General features: G+C 32.6%; 22 protein-coding genes and 1 riboswitch. Of the genes, 12 read left to right on the forward strand and 10 right to left on the reverse strand.

Annotation, left to right across the window (positions count from 1 at the left end):
• Nucleotides 1–5 precede the first annotated feature (5 nt).
• On the forward strand, nt 6–461 hold the full coding sequence (locus tag ACFQ0R_RS00330; protein WP_379656375.1) for a PH domain-containing protein: 456 nt from the start codon (nt 6–8) through the stop codon (nt 459–461).
• On the opposite strand, the gene ACFQ0R_RS00335 is transcribed toward ACFQ0R_RS00330, so the two are convergent.
• Both ACFQ0R_RS00335 and ACFQ0R_RS00340 read right to left on the reverse strand, forming a co-directional pair.
• Nucleotides 446–805, reverse strand: a complete 360-nt coding sequence (locus ACFQ0R_RS00335; protein WP_379656376.1) for a DUF779 domain-containing protein — start codon at nt 803–805, stop codon at nt 446–448. The genes ACFQ0R_RS00330 and ACFQ0R_RS00335 overlap by 16 nt on opposite strands.
• Before the next feature lie 119 nt (nt 806–924).
• A complete protein-coding gene (locus tag ACFQ0R_RS00340) occupies nt 925–2,424 on the reverse strand; it encodes an aldehyde dehydrogenase family protein (protein WP_379656377.1) in 1,500 nt (499 codons plus the stop codon).
• 111 nt (nt 2,425–2,535) lie between these two features.
• Between ACFQ0R_RS00340 and ACFQ0R_RS00345 the strand changes: the two genes are divergently transcribed.
• Complete coding sequence (locus ACFQ0R_RS00345; RefSeq protein ID WP_379656378.1) at nt 2,536–3,450, forward strand: AraC family transcriptional regulator; 915 nt, start codon at nt 2,536–2,538, stop codon at nt 3,448–3,450.
• Between the two features lie 119 nt (nt 3,451–3,569).
• Nucleotides 3,570–4,985 carry an MBL fold metallo-hydrolase gene (locus ACFQ0R_RS00350; protein WP_379656379.1) on the forward strand — a complete coding sequence of 472 codons (1,416 nt, stop codon included), beginning with the start codon at nt 3,570–3,572 and terminating at the stop codon, nt 4,983–4,985.
• Nucleotides 4,986–5,036: 51 nt separating this feature from the next.
• Here the strand turns inward: ACFQ0R_RS00350 and ACFQ0R_RS00355 are convergent, their stop codons facing one another.
• Nucleotides 5,037–5,726 (reverse strand): phosphoadenylyl-sulfate reductase, encoded by a 690-nt coding sequence (locus ACFQ0R_RS00355; RefSeq protein WP_379656380.1) that lies wholly within the window; start codon nt 5,724–5,726, stop codon nt 5,037–5,039.
• Nucleotides 5,727–5,857: 131 nt separating this feature from the next.
• Between ACFQ0R_RS00355 and ytxJ the strand changes: the two genes are divergently transcribed.
• On the forward strand, nt 5,858–6,262 hold the full coding sequence (gene ytxJ, locus ACFQ0R_RS00360) for a bacillithiol system redox-active protein YtxJ (protein ID WP_379656381.1): 405 nt from the start codon (nt 5,858–5,860) through the stop codon (nt 6,260–6,262).
• A gap of 21 nt (nt 6,263–6,283) precedes the next feature.
• Here the strand turns inward: ytxJ and ACFQ0R_RS00365 are convergent, their stop codons facing one another.
• Entirely contained in the window at nt 6,284–9,340 is a 3,057-nt protein-coding gene (locus tag ACFQ0R_RS00365; protein ID WP_379656382.1) for a T9SS type A sorting domain-containing protein, read from the reverse strand.
• 342 nt (nt 9,341–9,682) lie between these two features.
• On the opposite strand from ACFQ0R_RS00365, the gene ACFQ0R_RS00370 reads away from it, so the two are divergent.
• Nucleotides 9,683–10,150 carry an ankyrin repeat domain-containing protein gene (locus ACFQ0R_RS00370; protein WP_379656383.1) on the forward strand — a complete coding sequence of 156 codons (468 nt, stop codon included), beginning with the start codon at nt 9,683–9,685 and terminating at the stop codon, nt 10,148–10,150.
• A gap of 59 nt (nt 10,151–10,209) precedes the next feature.
• Here ACFQ0R_RS00370 and ACFQ0R_RS00375 read toward each other — a convergent pair whose 3' ends face one another.
• Nucleotides 10,210–10,941 (reverse strand): bacteriorhodopsin-like, encoded by a 732-nt coding sequence (locus tag ACFQ0R_RS00375; RefSeq protein ID WP_379656384.1) that lies wholly within the window; start codon nt 10,939–10,941, stop codon nt 10,210–10,212.
• Between the two features lie 96 nt (nt 10,942–11,037).
• Here ACFQ0R_RS00375 and ACFQ0R_RS00380 point away from each other — a divergent pair, with 96 nt between their 5' ends.
• Nucleotides 11,038–11,934, forward strand: a complete 897-nt coding sequence (locus ACFQ0R_RS00380) for a Brp/Blh family beta-carotene 15,15'-dioxygenase (RefSeq protein ID WP_379656385.1) — start codon at nt 11,038–11,040, stop codon at nt 11,932–11,934.
• Here ACFQ0R_RS00380 and ACFQ0R_RS00385 read toward each other — a convergent pair.
• Genes ACFQ0R_RS00385 through ACFQ0R_RS00395 form a run of 3 tightly spaced genes read right to left on the reverse strand, consistent with a single transcriptional unit; the run spans nt 11,928 to nt 14,893 of the window.
• Nucleotides 11,928–12,740 carry an ABC transporter ATP-binding protein gene (locus ACFQ0R_RS00385; protein WP_379656386.1) on the reverse strand — a complete coding sequence of 271 codons (813 nt, stop codon included), beginning with the start codon at nt 12,738–12,740 and terminating at the stop codon, nt 11,928–11,930. The genes ACFQ0R_RS00380 and ACFQ0R_RS00385 overlap by 7 nt on opposite strands.
• Before the next feature lies 1 nt (nt 12,741).
• Nucleotides 12,742–13,764 carry a FecCD family ABC transporter permease gene (locus tag ACFQ0R_RS00390; RefSeq protein WP_379656387.1) on the reverse strand — a complete coding sequence of 341 codons (1,023 nt, stop codon included), beginning with the start codon at nt 13,762–13,764 and terminating at the stop codon, nt 12,742–12,744.
• Nucleotides 13,757–14,893, reverse strand: coding sequence for an ABC transporter substrate-binding protein (locus tag ACFQ0R_RS00395; protein ID WP_379656388.1), 1,137 nt, complete (start codon nt 14,891–14,893; stop codon nt 13,757–13,759). Before ACFQ0R_RS00395 ends, ACFQ0R_RS00390 begins: the two co-directional genes overlap by 8 nt.
• 114 nt (nt 14,894–15,007) lie before the next feature.
• Nucleotides 15,008–15,226: riboswitch (cobalamin riboswitch) on the forward strand.
• 33 nt (nt 15,227–15,259) lie between these two features.
• Here ACFQ0R_RS00395 and ACFQ0R_RS00400 point away from each other — a divergent pair.
• The 5 genes from ACFQ0R_RS00400 to ACFQ0R_RS00420 all read left to right on the forward strand — a co-directional run bounded on the left by ACFQ0R_RS00400 (nt 15,260) and on the right by ACFQ0R_RS00420 (nt 21,989).
• On the forward strand, nt 15,260–17,095 hold the full coding sequence (locus tag ACFQ0R_RS00400) for a TonB-dependent receptor plug domain-containing protein (RefSeq protein WP_379656389.1): 1,836 nt from the start codon (nt 15,260–15,262) through the stop codon (nt 17,093–17,095).
• An 11-nt stretch (nt 17,096–17,106) separates the two neighbouring features.
• The gene (locus ACFQ0R_RS00405; RefSeq protein ID WP_379656390.1) at nt 17,107–18,147 is read left to right on the forward strand and encodes a YncE family protein; all 1,041 of its coding nucleotides are present in this window, start codon (nt 17,107–17,109) and stop codon (nt 18,145–18,147) included.
• 95 nt (nt 18,148–18,242) lie between these two features.
• Nucleotides 18,243–19,577 (forward strand): O-antigen translocase, encoded by a 1,335-nt coding sequence (locus ACFQ0R_RS00410; RefSeq protein ID WP_379656391.1) that lies wholly within the window; start codon nt 18,243–18,245, stop codon nt 19,575–19,577.
• The gene (locus ACFQ0R_RS00415) at nt 19,577–20,392 is read left to right on the forward strand and encodes a glycosyltransferase family 2 protein (protein ID WP_379656392.1); all 816 of its coding nucleotides are present in this window, start codon (nt 19,577–19,579) and stop codon (nt 20,390–20,392) included. The genes ACFQ0R_RS00410 and ACFQ0R_RS00415 overlap by 1 nt, the downstream gene beginning before the upstream one ends.
• Entirely contained in the window at nt 20,382–21,989 is a 1,608-nt protein-coding gene (locus ACFQ0R_RS00420) for a sulfatase-like hydrolase/transferase (RefSeq protein ID WP_379656393.1), read from the forward strand. The genes ACFQ0R_RS00415 and ACFQ0R_RS00420 overlap by 11 nt, the downstream gene beginning before the upstream one ends.
• Nucleotide 21,990: 1 nt before the next feature.
• Here ACFQ0R_RS00420 and ACFQ0R_RS00425 read toward each other — a convergent pair whose 3' ends face one another.
• A complete protein-coding gene (locus ACFQ0R_RS00425) occupies nt 21,991–22,926 on the reverse strand; it encodes a glycosyltransferase (RefSeq protein ID WP_379656394.1) in 936 nt (311 codons plus the stop codon).
• Nucleotides 22,923–23,807 (reverse strand): glycosyltransferase family 2 protein, encoded by an 885-nt coding sequence (locus ACFQ0R_RS00430; RefSeq protein ID WP_379656395.1) that lies wholly within the window; start codon nt 23,805–23,807, stop codon nt 22,923–22,925. Before ACFQ0R_RS00430 ends, ACFQ0R_RS00425 begins: the two co-directional genes overlap by 4 nt.
• A gap of 267 nt (nt 23,808–24,074) precedes the next feature.
• On the opposite strand from ACFQ0R_RS00430, the gene ACFQ0R_RS00435 reads away from it, so the two are divergent.
• A complete protein-coding gene (locus ACFQ0R_RS00435) occupies nt 24,075–24,788 on the forward strand; it encodes a 2OG-Fe(II) oxygenase (RefSeq protein ID WP_379656396.1) in 714 nt (237 codons plus the stop codon).
• Nucleotides 24,789–24,859 lie beyond the last annotated feature (71 nt).

The raw sequence follows: 24,859 nt of genomic DNA on the forward strand, positions 1-24,859 counted from the left end.
TGTTAGTGAAGAAATTTAAAAGTGCAAAAGATACTAGTTCAAAAGCGATAATTTTAGGCTTCTCGCTTCTCTTTATGATTTTAATAGGAGAAAGTTTTCTTTTTGTTGATTTTTCTGTGACTTATATAATTGTTTTTGATTCTGTCATGTTGTTTATATGGTTGCTAATTCTTTGGATTTATTTTGATACAAGCTATAAGATAAAGAACAGAAAGTTAATTATAAGAAGCGGTCCATTTTACAGTAAAATCAAAATTAATTGCATCAAAAAAATAATTGTAGGTAAAACATCATCTTCTGGTTCCCAACTTGCTACAGCGAGAAAAGGTCTAGTTATTTATAATAATAAAGATAAAGAAACCTACATCTCTCCAAAAGACAATGCTGAATTTGTGGATTATATCATAGATATAAAGCCTTCAATTGAAATAGAAAAATACGAGCGTCACATATTGAAATAATGCTCTTCTTCTTTTGTGAGGAGTCTAGATTTAACAATAAATCTATAACCCTCTGGAATTTCTAATGAAAAGCTGGATCCTCTGCCTTCGGTTATATCTACAGTAAGATGTGTATGTTTCCAATATTCAAATTGTGCTTCATTCATATAGAATTTAACTCCGCCAATTTCACCCATAAAAATATCTGATTCATCTAGATAAAAATCTTCTTTGGGTAACAACATAGGTGAAGAACCATCACAACAACCACCACTTTGATGAAAAATGACTTTACCATGTTTAGTTTTGAGTTTCTTCAATAGTTTCTCTGCTTTTTCAGTTATATCTACTCGTGTATACGCCATATCTATTTTATAAAATTAAAAGCCAAACATCTCAATCTTTTAAGTTACTAGAATCAAATTCAGTATAAATTTAAAAAATCAAGATGTATGGTAATTATTATTTTAAATAATCCAATCTTCTAAAAGAAGCCAAGTTTGTTCTTATCGTAAGAGATGAGCATATTCTTGGCTTGGCGATAGTGATTGAGCATCATCAAGTGGTTTTCACGACCAAATCCAGATTTTTTATAACCACCAAATGGAGCATGAGCTGGATAATCGTGGTAACAATTGACCCAAACTCTCCCAGCTTTGATTGCTCTTGGAATTTGATAAAGTTGGTGAGCATCTCTTGTCCAAACTCCGGCTCCAAGACCATAAAGAGTGTCATTTGCAATTTCTAATGCTTCGGCTTCATCTTTGAACTTACATACTGCTAACACAGGGCCAAAAATTTCTTCCTGAAACACTCTCATTTTATTATGACCTTCCAAAATGGTTGGCTGAATATAAAAGCCATCGGCATATTCTCCACTGGCTTTGAAGGCTTCTCCGCCACAAAGAACTTTCGCACCTTCTTCCTTACCTATGTCCATGTACGATAAAATCTTCTCGTATTGATCATGAGATGCTTGAGCACCAATCTGGGTGTTTATATCGAAAGGGTCGCCCTGGATGATGGCTTTAGTTCTTTCGACAACGCGTTCCATGAACTTATCGTAAATATCTTCTTGAACCAAAAGGCGAGACGGACAGGTACAAACCTCACCTTGATTAAATGCAAATAGAACAGCACCTTCAATGCATTTGTCTAGGAATTCATCATCATGATCCATAACAGAATTGAAGAAAACATTGGGTGATTTACCACCTAGTTCCATTGTTACAGGGTTTAGGTTTTTGGAAGCATATTGCATGATGAGTTGACCCGTAGTAGTTTCGCCAGTAAAGGCAACTTTATTGACTTTAGAGCTTGATGCTAATGGTTTGCCTGCTTCAGGACCAAAACCATGAATGACATTTAATACTCCAGGGGGTAATAAATGACCTATTTTTTCCATTAGAAAAGTAGCTGAACTTGGTGTTTGTTCGGCAGGTTTTAACACTACACAGTTTCCTGAGGCTAGGGCAGGAGCTACTTTCCAGGCCAGCATCAACATTGGGAAATTCCAGGGAATAATTTGAGCGACTACACCTAAAGGTTCTTTTATGATTAATGACAAAGTGTTTTCATTTAGTTCCGTAGCACTTCCTTCTTCGGCCCTTATGACGGAAGCAAAATATCGAAAGTGATCTACAGCTAATGGAATATCCGCATTTACAGTCTCTCTTATAGCTTTGCCATTGTCATACGTATCAATAGCTGCAAACTCATTGAGATTTTCTTCTATAACATCTGCAATCTTTTGTAAAATAGAAGCTCTATGAGCTGCAGAAGTATTTCCCCAGGCTACTTTTGCTGCATTGGCAGCATCTATAGCCTTTTCTACATCTTCTTTTTGAGACCTTGGATATTTTGCAATTAGCTGATTATTGGTTGGAGATGTATTCTCAAAGTATTGACCACCAATGGGGTCTACAAATTCCCCGTTGATAAAATTGCCATACTTTTCTTTGAATTTTGGTTTTGTGTGATTCATAAAATAATGTATTTAAAAATTAGAATTAGTTAAATTTAGAGTATTACAGTTGATTATAATATAATAATACTACTTTTAAATATCATTATTCTCCTTTGTTTAAGAATGTCTATGAACTCCATTTTACAAACTCATAAAAGTCTAAGGAAGATTGAAACTCTGGTAGAAAACAGAACAATTTATTCTGCTGAATTTGCCGAGATGAATATTTATGAAACACATCAAAAAGCAGAGCAAGTCTATTTAGAATTTGATTTTCCTATTATAGCAACTATGATTTCAGGTAGAAAAGTCATGCATTTGAAAAATAAAGCGACTTTTGATTTTTTACCTGGCGAGTCTGTTGTTTTACCAGCAAAAAATAAAATGATCATTGATTTTCCTGAAGCAACTATAGATTCTCCAACACGATGCATGGCATTAGGAATCGATTCAGAGAAAATTCAAGAAACTATAGATATTTATCAAAATGCTACTGAGATTGAAGAAAGTTTTGCAATGAGCTCTAATTTGAATCTTTCTCCATTACATCTGAATAACAATTATCAAGTTCAACACCTTGTTGATAGACTTTTGCAAACTTTCACGAGTGGTCATAAATACAAAGACGCTCTTTTGGATGTGATGATCAAAGAATTAATTCTTCGTCTTCTTCAAACTAATGCGCGAGCAGCATTACTTGATGAAACTTCCTGTTTGTTTGATAATAACAGAATGGCTTTTGTCTTGAAATACATTCGAGAACATTATAGGGAAGATATTAGTGTTGAAAATTTAGCTGATAAAGCTTGTATGAGTTCCTCACATTTTTATAAGACTTTCAAAAATACTCTTGGAGAAACTCCTATGGAATACCTAAATGGTGAACGCCTGAAACAAGCCAAAAAACTTATCAGGACTTCGTCTTCTAAATTATCTGAAATTGCCTTTTCATGTGGTTTTAATAGCTCTAGTTATTTTAATACACAGTTCAAAAAACAAGAAGGGATGACTCCAAGTCAATTCAGGAAGACAATTTTACATTGATAGTATTCAAAAACTGATATTTATCATATAATACTGATTTTGAGTCTGTTTTGTAACTTTAGTATCTTTCGTTATTCTGCTTTCATCTTAATTTAGCTTCATAATAAAAAAAAGAAATTATGAAAGTTGAACAAATTTATACAGGATGTATTGCTCACGCAGCTTATTATGTTGAAAGTAAAGGCGAAGCTGCTATTTTTGATCCACTAAGAGAAGTGCAACCTTATATTGATAAAGCGAATGATGATCATGCTCAAATCAAATACGTTTTTGAAACACATTTCCATGCTGATTTTGTAAGTGGTCATTTAGATTTAGCCAAAAAGACTGGAGCAGATATAGTTTTTGGCCCAACTGCTAAGCCGAGTTTTGAAGCACTTATAGCTGAAGATAATCAAGAATTTAAAGTTGGAGATTATACTATTAAAGTGATCCACACTCCAGGACATACTTTGGAATCAACAACTTATTTGTTGATTGATGAAAATGGAAAAGAACACGGAATAATAACTGGTGATACCTTATTTATTGGAGATGTAGGTCGTCCAGACTTGGCACAGCATGTCATTGCAGACCTTACTGAAGAAAAACTTGCTGCTCATCTTTATGACTCTCTAAGAAATAAAATTATGCCGTTGTCTGATGATTTAATTGTATATCCTAACCATGGTGCAGGAAGTGCATGTGGTAAAATGATGAGCCAGGAAACTACAGATACTCTCGGAAATCAAAAGAAAACAAACTATGCTTTGCGACCAGATATGACCAAAGAAGAATTTATTAAAGAACTTCTTGATGGACTAGCACCACCTCCAGGTTACTTTCCTAAAAACGTTCTTATGAACATCCAAGGCTATGAAAGCATAGATGATATTATAGATAGAGGAGAACAACCTTTAGAACCAAATGCTTTTGAGGCCGCTGCAAATGAAACTATGGCTTTAATACTAGACACTCGAGAAGCTCAAGATTTTCATAAGGGATTCATTCCAAATAGTGTAAATATTGGATTGGATAATAATTTTGCTCAGTGGGTTGGAGAACTTATACCAGATATTAAGCAACAAATCCTTTTAGTTACAGATCCAGGGAAGGAAGAGGAGAGTATTATCCGATTGGCTAGGGTAGGTTACGACCACGCTATAGGTTATTTGAAAGGTGGTATGGATGCTTGGAAAGAATCTGGAAGGGAAATAGATACAGTAAATAGAATTACTGTAGAAGAATTAGAAAAAAGACTTAAGGATAATTCTGCAAAAGTTTTTGATGTACGAAAGAAAAGTGAATATCAATCTCAACACATAAAAGGAGCAGAAAACACACCATTAAATGAATTAAATAAACATCTGGCAGAATTTCCAGACAGTGAATTTATTATTCACTGCGAAGGGGGCTATAGAAGTATGATTGCTGCCTCTATATTAAAACAACGTGGGATCGATAATGTAGTCGATGTCATAGGTGGTTTTGAAGAGGTTTTGGAAAATGATGAGATTCCAAAATCAGAGTATGTTTGTCCTTCGACACTTCTGTAAGGTTTTGATTTTGTTAAATAAAAAAGCTCCAATTCATTGGAGCTTTTTTTATTATAAGTGTAATCCACACTCAGTTTTTGGATTGTTGTTCCAGCGTCCGCTTCTGTCTTTTCCTGGAACTGTACAATGTTTACACCCTATGGAATGATAGCCTTTACTTACTAAAGGATGAAAAGGTAGATTGTGTTTTTTTATAAAATTGTCTCTTTCTTCTTTACTGAAATCCAGGAGAGGGTAAAATTTTAATATTTCACCTCTTTGTTCAAAAATATCCAGAGAATTTCTGTGGTCACTTTGCCACTCCATTAAACCAGACACCCAAACTGTATATTTATTTTTAATTATTTCTAAAGGTTTTACCTTATTTATTGAACAACAGAAGTCGGGGTTTTTTGACCAAGTTTTATCATAAGTTGTAAACTCATGTTCATGTTTTAAAGCACTTACAGACTTTACATTAAGATTGTAAGTTTCAGTGAGTTTCTTTTTGTAGCTTAAGGTTTCATCAAAATGATAACCAGTATCTATAAAGTAAATAAGCTGATCTGTATTTATTTCAGAAAAAAGCTTTAGTAAGAAAGCAGAAGTGGCAGCAAAAGAACTGGTAACCATTACTTCAGCTTGATCAAAATCATCATATAAAGTTTTGATACGATCTAAGATGCTTAAAGATTTATATTTTTTATTTAATTGTTTTATTTCTTGACTGGAAACGATTCTCTTTTCTGCAATTTCACTCATTCTATCTCTAGATATTTTAACTTCGCGAATATAAGTAACTGATTAGTTTTAGGCTTTACTTTGTATTGATAACTTTGATACAGAATTTCTTAAACTCATTATTCAACAATAAATTTAAATACATAAGATATATGGGGTTTTTTGACCAACTTTTTAATACAAAATCTACTAAAACTACAGACGAGGCCAAAACTTCCAATTTTACCTGGAGAACATTGGAAGACATAACACAACTAGATGCAGTAGAAAAGCTTTCAGAAGAAAAATTGGTTGTTATTTTTAAGCATTCTGTAACCTGTGGTATCAGTAATATGGCTTGGCATCAATTTCAAAATGAAATTGATTTCAATAATGACGATATCGAGATGCTATATTTGGATCTTTTAGCACACAGAGATGTTTCGAATGAAATTACGAGACGTTTTCAAGTCTTACATCAATCTCCACAAATTTTGGTTATAAGAGATGGAGAAGTCCTTCATCACGCTTCTCATTCTGCAATAAGATTATCAAATATTAAGCACTTTTTATCTTAAGATAAGAAGTGCTTAGTTTGTTTAGTTATTTATGACAAGTTTTTTTGTAGTTGTGTAAGACCCGTTTGATAGCTTCACTAGATATATTCCAGTAGAAAGAGAACTTGTATTCAATCTTACTTCTGAATTAGATACGCGATTACTAGTGACCTTCATTCTTTTACCTATCATTGAATAGACTTCAGTCTCAATTTCATTACCTAAGATGGCATCATATTTAATATAAACAGCTCCAGTGCTAGATGGATTTGGGTATAATTGAAAATCGCTTTCAACCTCAATGTTTTCTGTTCCTAATGTTACAGGCTCAAAAGTGATTTCAAACCTATCTGAAGAGCTGGATTCTGAAATGGAGCTGTCCACATTAAAATCAAATTTATTATCTCCATCATCGAGCTTTAAAATATCGCCTGTATAATTGTCTTTTATATAAACCTCATAACCTTCGATTTCAGTTAAGCTAACAAGCATTGTGTAATCCTGACTAGTATAATTTCCAATCCAAAATTTTAATTTTTCACCTACCTCTGGATATTGTCTTTTTTCAATAGCTAAATAATTGGCTTGATTCGACAAAATACTGAATGACTCTTCATTATTCCAAACCTTTGTAGCGTCATTTTGATTCACCTCATTATCATAATTGTCATTGAATTTGAATCTAACTCCATCAACGATTTGACTATCTTTTTTTCTTATTAGAGTTAAATCAATTTTTCCGATTTGTTCAGGAATACTAAAGACTTCATTTGAAATTGAATTATCAGTTTTATGTTTTTCTTTGAAAACCAAAGATGGTTGATTTTGTTCACTAGCAGAAGGTGCAGTTTCAATAAATACAGATTGATTTGGTTGGATATATCTATAATTATCTTGTTTATTTGAATTTAAATTTTTTCCAGATGGTACATATTCAACAGGTTCAGAATCTAAATCTACAGTTATATATCCACCTCTTGTTTGTAGTGCTGGCGTCCAGGCGTAATAAAAATTTCGTTTCAAGTTTGAGGAACTTTCTATCATTGCTCTTTTTAAATCTACCTGAGCTTGATAAGGATTCCCAATAAGTGAAAATCCATTTGGTGTTTTGTTTAATTCATGAGAAAGATCTACATCACCAGTGACTATTTCTCCAGTACTTCGCAGTGTTGTAGAACCTGTATATGCAGAGTTGCTAGAATATATATTAGTACTTCTGTCGCCTCTTATAAGAATACTATAAGCTTTTCCTGCTTCTAATGTATTTTGATCTGTATTAGAAATCGCCAGCCAATTTCCTGAATTTATATTCCAGGTAAATAAAGAGGGATTGCCTGTTAATGAAGCGTCAAATCCTTTGTTTCCTTGTTTACTTCCTGTTATATGAGTTCCGTAACCTGGATTTGGATTTTTATTTGAATTGTAATTATTCTCTGTGTTGTTGACATTTTCTTGCCAGTTATCTCTAATGGATCCAGTAGTATTTACAGATGAGCTTAAATACCTGTATGCTCTATTAGAAGATGGTAAATAACGCTCAATCCTTACAGCGCCAATAATTCTGCTAGATCCTACTACTTCTTTAAGTATGGCAGTACGTGTGGAATCAGATTTAAAAGTGATCAGATTTTCTTCTGGAGTAGTTCCAGAATGATTGGTAATTAAATTTCCATTAAGCAATTCAATATTTTTATAAACATCTATTGAACCATTTTTTAATTCAACGTTGTCACTGTTGTCAATAATAAGAGAACCTACTTCAGCCTTAGAATTAAGATTAATAGTTTGAACTTGTTTACCATTAAACTCTATAATACCTTCTTTTGAATTCAATTTCCCTTCGATCTTTAAATCACCTTGAAGTTTTATAGAGCTTATGTTGTTAACTACAGCACCTTCATTTACAAAAATGTCATAGATAACAAAATCATCATTTATGGTTGGATTGAATCTAGTTTCAGGTATTAAAATACTACTTTTATTTGTTAGCTTACCTGACCAGTTATCAGAATCTTCTGCGACTACGGACTTTGAGCCAAGCCAAACGACAACATTAGAGTCGTTTTTGCACTTATCTTTTGTCACATTTCCATTTAATATCCAATTATTTGGAATTTTGTTAAAACGTTTTACGTAAATACTGCTATTAGAATTTGCTGAAATTTTCCCAGCGTAACCATTAAATTTTTTAATGTCAATAGAATTACAACTAAAATCTGTAAAAATCTCACCTCTTAAGGTAAGGTTTTCAAATTTTGCTTCACCCAAAAATTTAATTTTAGCATCGTTCTCTACTGTTGTGTTTTTAGAAAACTCTAAGCCAGCACTAGCCTTTAATAAGCCATTCCATAAGTTTACGTCTCCATCTATTTCCAAAAAACCATTAGCTATAGTTACTGCATCATTACTATTACTATTGTAACCTTCCTCAAATTTTAGCTCACCAGATAATTTTGCAAGATTATTATTTATTAATTTTTTCTTGAACTCTGATATTCCGGCTAAAGTTAACTCACCTTTATTATCTACATTACCGTTAAACACCACTTCTCCTTGTGAGTTGAAGGTCATGTTTTCACCAATATTTGTATATTCGTTTTGCTTAATTTCTATTATTGAAGTATAATCGTTGAATACATTTCCAGAATTGAAATTACTATATCCAATTACAACTAATTCAGAATTATTAAGGTTTTGAAGTGATCCGCCATTGAAAGTGAAAATAGATTCCATTTCACCATAATTAAATATTGAAGAGTTTTCATCTAATACCAATGATTGTCCAAATTCAAATGTACCGTAATTATAGATTGATTTGGAACCTTCAAAATTTAAACCATTAGATTTAAAGCTTACTTCTTCTCCAACGCAAAGAGTTATGTTGTTTCCTAATTTATTCCAGTTCATCTCATAGTCAAAATCTCCCTGAAAGCAAACCGTCTTATTACGAGATTCTTGATAATTATCATAAGGAAAACTGTCATTTTTATCAGTGATGACTACATCACAATTACAATCTGATTCAATAGTCTGTGAATAAGAATTTGTATAAATAATTCCAACAAAGAGAATCATAGTTAAATACAAAGAGTTTCTCATGATTGAATTTTTTTGCAAAAGTATGGTTTCATGCTACTTTAAGAATATTCAATATTGCCTCTGATATTTTATAATTGCCTTTTTAAAGTTAAATTTTTACAAATGTATTTATTAAGAAGTCAGTGTTTGAAGGTTATACACTACTATATCGTTTGCGTTATAAACCCAATTGACGATGTAACTCTATTTTTTTATTCAAAAAAGCAATATTAGTTAACTATAGTGCTATAGTATACTTTTATGTTCTACAATTTGATTTACTTATAGACATATTTTAATTCAAGATAAAATTTAGTTTAAATGAGCTTTATTTATTTTAATTTAAGCTTAAAAATTTTATTTATGTCCCAACAGAAATTAATAGATGCAGTAAAAAGTCAAAATTTGGAAGAAGTGAAAATAGTTTTAGAGCAACATCCTTCCCAGATTAATATGACAGATGAAAGGGGTTTTACTCCATTACTTTTCGCAACTTATATGGATAATTTGCAAATAGTTGAAAAACTACTTGAATATAACCCTGATGTAGATGCTCAAGATGTCACTGGAAATACTGCCCTTATGGGGGTAAGTTTTAAAGGAAATCTTGATATGGTGAAATTGCTATTAGATAATGATGCTGATATTAACTTAACCAATAAGAATGGAGCTACAGCCCTAATATATGCGGTAAGCTTTAATAGGCTAGATGTCGCCAAATTATTAATTGAGCACAAAGCTGACTTAACTATTAAAGATCAAGATGGACTTACAGCTAAAGATCATGCTAATAAGTTAGGATTTAAAGACATTGAAAAAGCAATTCATTAAAATTTAAACATAAAAAAAGCCGAATCGTGAAGATTCGGCTTAAATATATTAACACATTATTACTTAGAAGACTTAGTTGCTAGAGCAAATATGACAAGACCGAAGCCTATTTTATTTACTGCATCACCAATGTTATAAACAACATCCATAAAAGATGCATCAACACCAAAATCAAATCCAAATAAACCTCCAGGTGTACCCAAGATGTAACCTATTGGATAGATTGCCCATCCTACAAGTACAAACCAACATAGGATATTGTGTGCTTTCAATACTTCTCCTCCAGCTGAGGTTGCTAACTTTTTAGCTTCACCAAACCAAATGATGTAAACAATAATAAAGTAAGCAATACCTGAAGCTAGACCCCATTGCCAAGATAAATCTGGCTGCACAGCTTCTCCAAAGTAACCAGTTACAAGCATAACCACTGACCAGAAAATTAATTTCCACATCAACGATTTTTTAGCGCCAGCTACTCTTAAGATTAAGAAGAATTCAACACACATAAGTGGTACGGTCAATACCCAGTCTACATATCTAAAGAATGTAGGGGATTCTCCAAAAGCATCCCAGTAATCTCTCATGTAGAAATAGTGAACTGCTGCGATAAAAGTAATTAAACCAGATACTAGTACTGACGTTCTCCATTTTTTATCAAACTGGCTCAATGATAAAAAGAAGAAGGCAGAAGCGGCCATCATAGCCATACTACCTACAAAAAAAGTAAAACCAACGTAGTCGTCATTTGCGATCTTTGAGACGTCAGCCATTAAGTACATAAAAGTTCTCATAGTATTAAATTATTTAAGTTTGTTCAACCAAATGTATGTAAAAATTAAACAACTAATTTTGTATTTAAGAAATTTTTTAATTTATTTTCGCATTATATGAAACAGAATAACACTAAATTTTATAATTACATAATAATACTAACTTTTTTAGCTTTATCGGGTTCCTTGATTTTAAAATCTAATATTCAGTATCTTATAGCTTTGTTAGGGATATTTAGTTTTGGAATTTTACATGGTTCTAATGATCTTTTTGTTATAGAAAAATTAAGTAAAAAGCATAAACAAAACCAGTTTCTGAAATCTTTATTTACTTATTTAGGCATCGTCTTAGGATTTGTTGTTCTATTTTATTTCATCCCTTCAATTGCATTAATTGCTTTTATACTTATAAGTGGATACCATTTTGGGGAACAGCATTTTCATCATAAAATTTCGAATAAGGCATCCACTTTAGCAACTTTGTTTTATTTATGTTATGGTTTATTGGTGCTATTTCTGCTTCTTTATTTTAATGTCAAAGAAGTAATTGTAATTATTGAAGATATGACAGGTCATCATTTTCCTGAAGTTGTATTTTTTTATGTATTTATTTTTTCATTGATAATAAGTTTGAGTTTTTTCTTAATTTTATCCAGGACTAATCCCGATTTAAAAGCCTCATCATTTCGGAATATTTTCTATTTGATTATATTTTCTGCCTTATTTTACATAAGTGATGTAGTATGGGGATTTGCCACTTATTTTGTTTTATGGCACAGCTTACCATCCCTAAAAGATCAGATCAATTCGCTATATGGTAAGTTTGAAATCAAAAACTTTATTAAATACTTCAAAAAAGCATTTCCATATTGGTTGGCTTCCTTAATAGGCATGGCAGTTGTTGTTTGGCTGTTTAAGGACACAAAAAATTTCTTGTCCTTACTATTTGCATTTATAGCAGCCATAACGTTTCCTCATGTTTTCATTATGCGGAAACTCTTTAATCGTCATTGATTATCACTTATTTTCATTCTGAATGTTTTAGTGACTTCATCAAATACAATGAAATCTGCCGGGAATAAGCTTCTGAAAGCTCCTCTCTGAATTAATTCTGAAGGAGTTCCAAAACTCACTTTCTGTTCATTAATCAAGATGATTTTATCACACAGCTGAAGTGCTAGATTAATTTCGTGTGAAGCAAATAGAATGCTTTTTTGAGAAGTTTTTACGATAGACTTTAGCAATTGTAGGACGTAAGCTTTATGAAACATATCAAGATGAGTTGTAGGTTCATCCATCAAAATCAGTGGAGTATCCTGAGCCAATGCTCTGGCGATTAATACTTTTTGGAATTGCCCGTCACTCAATGAATCACACAATTTATCTTTCTTCTGAATCAAATCCACTTGGCTTAATGCTTTATTGACTTTTTCAATATCCTGCTCGCTTAAATGCCCCAGCCAATTGGTATAGGGATGTCTGCCTAAAGCAACCAATTCCATAACCGTCAATTGTCTGGAAACGGGTTCGTTGGTTAAAACTAGACTTAGAAATGCACCCAAATTATTATCATGAAGTTCTGATAAGAATTGACTGTCAATTTTTATATCTCCAGACAGGGAAGGGATTTGACCTGATAAAGTTTTTAGTAATGTAGATTTACCTGAGCCGTTGACACCTATTAGAGCTACAAGTTCTCCTGCTTTTATTTCAAAATTAATAGCTTCAGCAATAGATATCACGCCTTTTTTTTCTTTGTAACCAATGTTTAAAGAAGCAGTAGAGAGTAAAATTTTATCGCGATTAAATTCAGAAGACATATTAAAAATTGAGTTTGCGTTTCCTTAATAAAAGCCAAATCACCACTGGAGCACCAAATATTGAGGTGACTGCATTTATAGGTAATGTACTCTCAGTTCCTGGTAATTGGGCAATAATATCACATAATAGCATCAGTATTGCTCCGCCCAAAATAATACTTGGCAATAAAACTCTGTGATCGTTGGTAGGGATAAGTTGTCTTACTAGATGCGGCACAGCCAATCCTACAAAAGCTATAGGACCAGCAAATGCAGTAGCACTTCCAGCTAAAATAGAAGTTGAAATAATAATAAGAATTCGATTTCTTTTCAATTGAACTCCCATACTTCTGGCATAATTCTCACCAAGCAATAAAGCATTGAGATTTTTAAGACAAAAAACGGCAAAGCTTAATCCGATAAACCAGCAAAGAGATAAAATTCCAACTTCCTGCCAGGATAAATTGCCTAAACTTCCGAAAGACCAAAAGATATAAAGCTGAAGATCATCAGAACTGCTAAAATAAGCTAAAACGCTTACTATTGCAGAAGTAAGGCTTGCAACCATTAATCCGATAATAAGTAAAGTCATGGTATCTTTTACTCGCTGGGCGGTAGAAAGCACTGCCAGCATGACAAGTAAACTCCCACTACTAGCCGATAATATAATAGCCCATTTTGAAAATAAAAACTCACCTAAAAATCCTGATAATAAACTTGCTCCCATGATCAAAAAAGCAACACCCAAACTTGCACCGCTACTCAACCCAAGGACATAAGGTCCTGCCAATGGATTTCTAAATAAAGTTTGCATTAAAAGTCCACTGACGGCAAGGCCAGACCCAATAAGAATGGCAGTTATAGTTTTTGGAAGTCGATAATTTACAATGATATATTCCCATGTAGAGTTTTCAATCGATAAACCAGCCAGGCTTTTTAAAATATCTTGAAATGGAATGGAGACTGACCCCAAAGATAAGCTCAAAACGATCCCAACGAATAATACGGTGAATAATAAGATGTGATTTACAAATGATTTACTCAAGGCTTAAGGGCTTAAAAAAAGTGAATTCTTTGTTTTGTAAAAGTTTTGGATGGAAAATTTTGATCAAATCTTTTAGAATTAAATCCGGTCTGTTTGGACCCAATTCGTAAAATAAAACACCACCAGTTTCGCCAGTTGTTCTGGCCATTGTATATATATTTCTCTCTGAAAACGCTTTAAATTCTTGATAATGAATATTGCTTTCTAAAAGTTGTGAGTAGGAAGTAAACTGACCGGGAGAAATCCAGAATTCTGCATTCTTAGCATCTTCCAAAACCCTTTCAAATGAATAAGCTACACTGCCTTTACCTTTAGTGTTCTTGTAGATATAATTGGCATTGGCATCCTCAAAAAATTGACCATTCCAGCTTGTTCCATAGGGTAAATACCAGCGATCCTGATGCATGGCTCCAGAAATCACACTAGGGTTTTCTTCTGCTGATCCAGCTATTTTTTTCAAGGAAATATAATCTTCTTTTACATTATTAAACGCTTGGATAGAAAGTTCTAGTTTACCCAAAAATGCACCAAAAAATTTAATCCATTCTGCTTTTCCTAAGGCATCGTTTTCTAGCCAATCTCCATTATAAATGATTGGTATTCCTGATTTTTGAATTTGTTTTAAAGTTTTATTTTGCCCTTCAATAGCAAAGCTAAAAACTACATCAGGTTTTACAGACAAAAGAATCTCAGTGTTTAAAACTTCGTTTTTCCCAAGTTCTTTTATTTTTCCCTGTTTAATATATTTTCTAGCTTCTTTAGAAGAGATGAAATCGAGATTTGGGAAACCTACAAGTTTATCCAGTTTGTCAAGGGTTATAAGAGAGGGGATATGGGTCGTAGATGTAGTGACCAGGCTTTCAATCGGTAATTGAATTTTAGCATCGTAAGTTACGTTTTGAGGAATTTTACCGTCTTCTTCGACCAATACATAAACCAAATCTTTTTTAGCATTTTGCCAAGGAGAATTCACAATCACCTTTGTGAATCCAGAATATTTATGAATTTCAAATCCACTAGCATATTCAATTTCAACCTCAGTATAGTTTTTATTGTTAGTAGTGGACTCTTCTACTTTTTTACAAGCAAAAAAACATAAAATGACAATAAAAATTAATAGTGGTTTCATTTGAGTTGAAATTTTGACAAAAGTATGATTAATTATTTTGAATGTAATCCATCACTAATTTTCAGAATTTTGAAATTCGAGTTAGAAATGGTATGCTTTCTTTAAGAAATGTATACTTTTGCAATGCATTTTGGTTCTCAAAGGTTGTTTCAACTTTTGATGATTAAAAGGGAATTTCGTGAAAATCGAAAGCTGTTCCCGCAACTGTAAGCTAAGTACGCCTTAAAAGTGTATGATTTGTTCCTCAACTTCATAACCACTGTTCTTCAAAGTAGGATGGGAAGGTTGAACAAAGACGCAAGCCAGGAGACCTGCCTCAATGTGTAAATTTTAAACAAGACTTTCGGGATAAAGGTCAAGTGGTGTATGAGGTATTCAATAATTTTTAGCGTCTTGGCGTGTCTTTTTACAACGTTGGGTTTCGCTCAGTTTGATTCCATCCAGAAATTGGATGAAGTGTTTGTAGTAGATCGTCAAATCAATAGATTTTCTACAGGTCAGCTTATTTTTAATTTTTCCAGTTCAAATCTTCAAGACTCGCCTGGAACGTTAACTGATGTTTTACAACAAAACACTAGTATTTTCTTCAAGCAAAATGGCTTCGGAATGGTGTCTTCACCAACATTTCGTGGAACAACCGCACAGCAAACAGCTGTGGTTTGGAATGGATTCAATATCAATTCTCAGTTTAATGGTCAGACCGATTTCAATACATTACTTGTTGATGGTTTTGATGAGCTTTCTGTTAGACCTGGTGGAGGAAGTGTGATTTATGGAACAGGAGCAATAGGAGGGAGTATTCATCTCAAAAACAAGATGAGATTTAATGGAGAAACCAATCTAACTCTAAGCGCAAGAGCAGGAAGTTTTTCAACTTATCAAAACTTATTAAAAGCTTCAACTTCCAATGATAAATGGAGTTTATCCTTGGCTTTATCCCGACTTTCTTCTGAAAATGACTACGATTGGCCCGGGACCTCACGACAAAACTTAAATGGTCAATTTGAACATTATAATGCTAATTTAAGTATAGCCAGAAAACTGAATCAAAACAACAGAATAACTTACCACGGGATGTATTTCAACGGCGATAGAAATTTCTCGTTATTATTTCCATCAGATCCACCATCGGCCTATTTCAACGAAGACCACAGACATCTTTTGGAATGGGAAAGTCAGTTTTCTAAAGTAACTTCTGTCCTAAAACTTGCTTTTTTTGATGAGTTTTTTGAATATACTTCAGATTCCAGAAATCCAAGACCTACAGGAGCCTCAGCTCAAACTGCTCTTGCCCGTTATAGTATATTTTATCCTTATAAAAACTTTAATTTCAACATTCTCACAGAATATAATTATAGCACTGCAAGTGGAGATAATGTCTTATCTGAGAGCAGAAACATTGCCAGTTTTGCTTTTTTGACCAAACACCATTGGAAAAAATTGACTTCAGAAGTAAGTGTAAGACAGGAATATTCAGATGTTTACGATAGTCCATTTTTATTTAGCGGAGGCTTGAATTATAAGTTCTCAGAAGTGATTTCAGCCAAGGCAAATGTGTCTAAAAACTTTAGAATTCCAACCTTCAATGATTTGTACTGGGAGGGAAGCGGAAGTACAGATTTACTTCCAGAAACTTCTAATCAGGTAGAAGCTTCAGTCATACTTTCAGATGTTAACAATACACAGCAATTATCGTTTACTGGGTATTACAATGACATTACCAATCTTATTCGTTGGATTCCTAATTCAACTAATATTTGGCAACCCGAAAATGTGGATGAAGTCGAAACTTATGGACTCGAAGCCAACTTAAGCAGCAGTTATGAGTTTGGTATGCATACTTTTGACTTGAGATCGCTCTATGCCTATACGATTTCTGAAAATAAACAAACTGGCTTTCAACTTACGTATGTGCCAAAGCATAAAGTCACCAATAGCTTGACTTATAACATTGACCGATTTTCAGTAGATGTTCAAAATTTATACAACGGTGAAGTTTTTACAAGATCCAATAACAGTGCGGGTGATGTTTTGGAGGATTATTGGCTTTGGAATGCTGGGATTTCCTATGCATTTCCAAATCTTCAAAATTTAAAATTATCAGCTCAAGTCAAAAATATTGGAGATATAGCTTACCAAACCGCAGAAAACAGACCCTTGCCGGGCAGGCATTTTTTTATTCAAACGATAATTAATTTTTAAAACAAAAGTAAATGAACAAGTATTCAACCGTATTTCTAGCCTTATTCTCAATAATCATCTTCTCATGTAGCAGCGATGATGACAGTTCAGGTCAAGTTATTCCAGATGGTGATTTTGCAAACGGAACCCTTATTTTAAATGAAGGTACCAGTGCAGGAGGCTCTGTCTCATTTTTGAGCCAAGATTTACAAGAAATCGACAATTCTATATTTGAAGATGTAAATGCAGGAGAAGGATTAGGATTGTTTTTACAGTCTATATTTTTTGATGATGACAAAGCCTTTATTATTTCAAATGGCTCGAACATCATCACAGTTGTGAATAGATATACATTTGAATTGATTGGAACTATAGATTCAGACCTTAGTGTTCCGAGATATGGAACTGTTCATAATGGAAAAGCTTATGTTACCAATCAGGCAGATTTTACAACTACTGAAGATGATTTTGTAGCAATAATCGATCTTGAAACATTTGAAGTAGAGCAAACTGTAATAGTAGGAGCAATTTCTGAAAAGATAGTCAATTACAATGGTAAACTTTTTATACAAAATGCAGCTTTTGGCAGTGGCAATAGAATATCTGAATTCGACACTAGATCCAATACTATAGTTGAGACATTTACTGTTAGCGAAGAATTGAGTTCTATGCAACTGTACGAAGGGAATCTTTTCATTTTAGATATTGAAGGAGTAAAAAAAATAAATTTGGACAATCTTGAAGTTGAGGCGCTCTTTGAAAAACCAGAAAACTTAACATCAATACAAAATTTGAGAGTTGTTGATGACCAGTTTTACTATACCTCAGGAACTGAAGCTTTTTCTTCCGCTTTAGATGCTACAGAATTGTCATCAGTTCCAATTTTTGATTATGGTAGTGATTCAGCATTTGGATCGTTTTATGGTTTTGATGTAAATGATGATCAAATTTATGTGGGTGATGCTGGGGACTTTGCTTCCAATGGAACGGTCTTCGTGTATTCTACATCTGGTCAGCTTCTATCTGAAAAAACCGTAGGAAATACAGCACCGAACAGTTTTTACTTTCAATAGATTTAAAACCTTCATCCTTTTATAAGAATGGCTTTATGCAGACATGTGTAAAGTCATTTTATTTATGAGATTCAATTTTTTCAAAAAAAAGACTTATGTCTTTTAAAATTGTAATTTCGATAATTAAAAGATCCAACTCGAACGTGATAAAACGGCTAAAAACTGTCATCCAGCAATCTACTTTTTTGAAAGTTAGCTCTTTCAACAGTCTATCGGTGGTAGTTAAAATGATAGCTGGCTTAGGCGTTTCTAAACTCACGGCACTTTATCTTGGTCCACAAGGCATTGCTTTACTGGGGAACATGAGAAATGGCCTAGAACTGTTTCAAAAGTTTTCAACAGGTGGATTAGATAACGCAGTTGTAAAATATACCGCAGAATATAAAAAAGATTTAAAAATATTCTTTCCTTTTTTGTCAACCTTAATAGGGGTAGGATTTGCCGTTTGTGTTTTAACAATGGGTTTTATTTTTATTTTTTCTGAATATATCAATGCGCTTATTTTCAGTTCTAAGGATTTTGTTTTTGTAATCAAATTGTTGGCATTTGTATTACCACTTCATGTGATGAATATTTATTTGATGGCCATTTTGAAAGGCTTTAGTGAATTCAATAAAGTGATCAAAATAAATATAGCCTCTCATATTTTGAATCTTACATTATTTGCTATTTTACTTTATATTCAAGGTTTAGAGGGCGCCTTATTAGCTGTCGTTTTAGTGCCTTCTGCAATGCTTTTTTTTACATTATATCACGTAAAAATTTATTCTGAGAAACTAATGGCATTTTCGTTTAGCCAGTTTTCCACACCCATGCTAAGGAATTTGGGTCAGTTTGCATTTATGACTCTTATTTCTAGCGCTACTTTTCCATTTGTTTATCTGGGAATTCGTAATTTTTTGATAGATACTATTGGCGAGGCAGAAGCTGGTTTCTGGGAGTCCACTCAAAGAATATCAAATTATTATTTGCTCTTTGTGTTGTCGCTATTGAATTTATATATTTTACCAAAGCTTGCAGAAGCCCAATCCAAAGAAAAATTTAGAGACATTATTTTTTCATTTTATAAACAAATTTTGCCCATTTTTATTTTGGGTTTGCTTATCGTCTATGTACTAAGAGATTGGATTGTACGTTTAATCTTTTCAGAAGAATTTATACCAGCAACTGACTTATTTTTGTGGCAAATGGTTGGAGATTTTTTCAGAGTTTTAGCCTTGGTCATGGTGTATCAGTTTCACGCCAAAAAAATGATGTGGCATTATATCCTTACGGATTTATTTTTAGCCCTAAGTCTATATTTTTCAGCCTTATACTTTATATCCAAAGTCGGCCTGCTAGGTGTAGTTATAGGTCATGCAATAACATACATTATTTATTTTTTAATTATTTTATTCCTCTTTAGGAAGCCTCTTATTTATAATCAGTAATGAAAACCAACCCAGCATTGGAGATTTTGATTTCTACTATGAACAGAAAAGACCTTTCGTTCTTAGAAGCGATGTTTCCAGTCTTGGACTTAGAGCAATATCAATTACTTATCATCAACCAAACTAAACTTGATAAAGAATTAGTTTCTCATGATAAAAGAATTCGAGTTATCAATTCTAAAGAATTTGGGTTGAGTAAAAGTCGAAATCTAGCCATTGAAAATTCAATAGGAGATATTTTAGTAATTGCAGATGATGATATTGAATATTTACCTGGCTTTGAACAGATTATTCTAAAAGCTTATGAAACCTATCCAGAAGCAAGTTTGATTTCGTTTCAATTTTTGGATGAACATAAAAAGTTCACTAAATTTTATCCTAAAAACGGGGGTTATATAAAATCAACAAAACAGTTTTTAACTTCTTTTGAAATGACTTTTAAGTCAGAAGTCTTTCGAAAATATAAAATTTGTTTTGATGAGCGTTTTGGAATAGGGGCTACTTTCCCCTGTTCTGAAGAGCAAGTTCTAAGACATCAAATTTTAAAAAAGGGTCTTGGAGTTGCCTATGTGGCTGAACCTATTTGCATTCATAATGGCTTAACGTCTGGGTTAAAATTAAGTGCTGCTTCTATTTTAGAAGCCACCACAGCATACAAATTTATACAATACAATAACTTAGTGTATTTATGGTTAGTAAAATATGTTTTTTTTCTATTTAGACATACTCATATATCTTTTTTTGGTCAAATCAGAGCTTATCAAATGGGCGTGAAAGCAATTTCGAAACTTAAACGATTAAGAAATGAAGATTAATCTCAAGCCTTTTCTGTTTTGGATAGTTCCTGTATGGATTAGTTTTCTGTTCGAATTGTTATTTGCTGATTTTAGATGGTATAATTTCCAGAATTTGGTAGAGCATTTTGTGTATTTATCTTGTATATGGCTTGCTTTAAGTATGATTAAAATCCAAAAAGCAAAAGCCATTTTAAATTCACTAGCCTTTATTTTTTTTATCTATGGTTTGTGGTTTGAAACCTCCTTTTTCTATTTGTTCAGTACCTATTTTTCGGCTTCTTCTATTTTTATTTTTTTTGAAACCAATACAGCTGAAATTTCAGAATTCTTAAATCTTTATATTGATGTTAAACTATTAATTTTCAGTGGATTGTTGCTGGTTATTTTGATTTCGTATTTTATAAAAATCAAAAAACCTGCCTTGGTTTTGTCGAAAAATTTTCCCTTTAGTTTAAAAATAGGACTCATTATAATTTTTGTAGTTGGGCTCAAATGGAGTGGTTATATTGTAGCCAACTTTCCCTTTCAAGTACTGAAAGGAACACTAAGTTATGTTTACGAAACTTATAAATTTTCTGATCTAAATTTAGATCAGAGGCTTGGTCATTTTGAAAACGTTACATTCGGAGGAAATTCAGAATCTCACACCTTTGTCCTTTTGATAGGGGAATCAACCACCAGAAGACAATTGGGCATTTATGGATATGAAAGGGAAACTACTCCTTTGCTCTCTAAGATGAAGGAAGAATTATTGATTTATAATGATGTTATAAGTTCAGAGTCTCACACTATAGAATCCTTGGAAGATGCACTTATTTTTAAAGATTTTCAAAATAAAACTGAATCTTCTGTCATTCAACTTATGAATCAAGCTGGGTTTAAAACTTATTGGTTATCCAATCAAATGCCAATAGGAATGTACGAAACCTTCCTTACCAAAGTTTCCAAAGCTTCAGACCATTATATCTACACCAATACTACACGTTGGGGTTCTGTAACACCTTTTGACGAAGTACTACTCCCATACCTAGATAAGGCCCTGGAAGACGAAGCTTCTAAAAAATTTATAGTCATTAATTTTTTAGCAACGCATTCCAATTATAATTTGAGATATCCAGATCAATTCAAGAAATTTCAAGATAACCCCAAGACCCCTTTTCCTTCTAAAGAAAATTTTGAACTTATCAACCACTATAACAATTCTATTGTGTACTTAGACTTTTTGATACATAGCATCATAGAAAAAGTAAAGGCAAAGGATGATAGAAGTTATGTACTATATTTTTCAGACCACGGCGAAGAAGTTTTTTTTGAAAGAGAGTTTGTAGGACATGTTTCATCAGATATTCCTACAAAATCTATGTTTGAAATCCCGTTTTTTCTGTGGACTTCTCCTGAATTTGATTCAGTATATAATTTTGAATTTAAGCCGGACAGGCCATATTCTTTAAGTAGCTTTATCCATTCTTTGAGTGATTTATCTCAAATAGACTTTTCTAAACATGAAACACAAAAAAGCATTTTTTCTGAAGATTTTAAACCGAAGAAGAGAATAATTTCAAACGGTATTGATTTTGACCTTTATTTTGAAAGGCTGAAGGATTCTATGAACTAACTTATCTAAAAGCTGTTAAATAGATATTTTTTTTAATAAGCAGCAATTGAATCTTTTTGAAAAATCTCAAGACATTTGGTGAGAGTTTCATCAAAAACACTTGTTTTTGAGTAAGGTTGATTCGGTCAATGTCATTCACAACCGTTTTCCATAGCTCACTTCCATCCATTTTGCATCTTACAACTAATGCATACCTAAAAACATCTAGGTATTTTTTGAGGGATAGGTTGTCTTTTTCTAGGTCTTCAAATTTTGAAATAAAATACAAGCGATCTTCGTTGTATTTTGATTTGGCTAAGTTGTTTTCACTGTCTTTGTAATATCGCATGCCAACCCTAGGATGATAGGCGACTAAAAATTTTAAAGCGGCCCTGGCAAAAAAATCTAAATCCTGCGCTGTTCTCAATTTTGCATCGAAAGGACCAATCTCTTGAAACTTGTCTTTGCTAAAAGCAGCCGATGAGGTCCAAATAATAGGGTTGACCAAGCTGGATTCAAAATAATCACCTATAAGTTGTGGCTTACTACCTAAGTCAACGTTAAAATCTGCCTTGCGGATGGTTTTGTTCTGCATCATAATTTCATAAGCATCGCAATAGATACCAGCATCTGGAAATAATTCAATAAGTTGTTTTAGAGATTTTAAATGATGGGGGTACCAATAGTCATCAGCATCTAGCAAGGCGATGTATTGACCTTTAGCCTCAAAGATGCCTTTGTTTCTGGCTACCGAAACACCTTGATTTTTTTGAGAGATTACTTTTAATCTTGAATCTTTTACAGACTTTACTTTTTCTAGGCTACTGTCCGAAGAACCATCATTTATTACTATGATTTCAAAATCATTATATTCTTGTTTTAATACACTATCTAAAGTTTTTAGTATATAATTTTCTTTATTAAAAAGAGGGATAACAACAGAGAAGAAGTGACTCATTGTCTGTTGATTTTACAGAAATAGCCTAATTTATAGATATTGAATAAGGTCACAGTGTTTCTATCTGATGTCAATCTATTTCTGATATAATTTTCAAAACAAATGAATGTACGAGCGAAAATTCCTTCAAGTTTAAGAGATTTTATTTTTTCAAAAACATTCAAAATTTGAATTTCATCAGAGGGAATCAATTTTGAATCGTAGATAGTTTTCAAATTTCTTAAAGAAAATTCATTTTTATCAATAAACACAGAATCCTCATCTATGTCTTTGTGAATAACCGGATTGTTTATATGTTCTATATGACTTCGCTTTTTTTTCAATTCATATGCAAATAAAGTGTCTTCATGTCCGTATTTGGTGAGAATTTCATTAAATTTTATTTGCTCAAATAGCTCTTTCTTAATAAGTAGATTGTTTGTTAATGTTGATAAATAAGGCTTTTTTAAGCGTTCTACTACCGTTTTGTCTTCTTTGTAGTAGCCATATTTCCACCTCAATTTATTCTTATGTTCTATAGAATACTCATGCTTTCTTCCGCCATAAATGGCCTCAGTTTTTTTAGTGATTTTTGATAAATAGTTGGTCAAAAACGAATTGGAATTTGGCATTACATCGCAATCTAAAATAAGTAAATATTCAAAATTAGCATGTTCTGCTAATAAATTAATAATTCTGCCTCGACCTAAATTTTGGTCTAAATACCTATAATTTAGATTAAATTCTTGAGCTACTTTTCTATTTTCTTCAACAAAGAAACTTGAATGATCATCAAAAACTATGATTTCTATAGTTTCATTCAAGACCAAAGATTGATGATATAATTCTTTTATCAGTGGAGAAATATCAAAATTGTATGCAGGAATTAATATAGAAAGCATATCAAATTAGGTGTTTTTTTGGAGTACATGAGTGGTTGCATATCTCAGCCAGGTATTTTAAGGAGTATCTATGCAACATTTGAATTCATATTTGGTATATCTGTACAATTCTAGATTTTAACTAACTTTACAAAGTTAACCAAATTCATATGTGTTATTAAAAATCGACAACAAATAGCAAAGCATATTTACAATCATCTTGATAGCAATCGAGAAGAGATTGTACGTCAATTCCAAAATAATACAAATACGATCCCTTATTTCTATTTGGACGAGTTACTTCCTGTTGAATTTGCCAAACAACTTTTTGATGTGTTTCCAAAGAGTTCTGAGATGATGCATAAAAAAAGCATTAGAGAAGATAAGTATGTAGGTTTTAAAATGGATAAGTACAATGCAATGCTCGAGGAGTGCATCTATGCCTTTCAGGATTTAAGAGTTGTAGAATTGATTTCTGAAATATGCGGAATTGAATCAGCACTTCCAGATGAACATCTCTATGCAGGAGGACTCTCTAGCATGGGCAAAAATCAATTTTTGAATCCTCATTTAGACAATTCACATGATAAAGATAGAAAGCTTTGGCGAGTTTTAAATCTCTTATATTACATCACACCATCTTGGGAAAAAGCTTATGGTGGAAACTTAGAGTTATGGCCAAATGGATTAAATAAGGAAGCCATTACTATACATTCTAAATTTAATCGATTTGTAGTCATGGCAACACATCAAGAATCTCTTCATTCGGTTTCACCTGTTACACACGAAGGTTTTCGATGTTGCATATCCAACTATTACTTTTCAGAAAAACCATTTCGCGAGGACGATGAATTTCACGTCACATCATTTCGAGGGCGACCAGAAGAAGCTTTAAAAGATAAAATCTTGAAGCTAGATAGTAGCATTCGAATGGGAATTCGAAAAGTGTTCAAAAAAGGGATCATCAAGAATCCTCATGTTTACAAAAAAGATGAAGATTAATCCTTTGCGTTGGACTTAATTCCCAAGGGCTTACCTCAAAAATTCAAATGAATAGGACTGCATACTTTCAA

Source organism: Psychroflexus salinarum (assembly GCF_042677225.1).
In the GTDB taxonomy this organism is placed as follows: domain Bacteria; phylum Bacteroidota; class Bacteroidia; order Flavobacteriales; family Flavobacteriaceae; genus Psychroflexus; species Psychroflexus salinarum.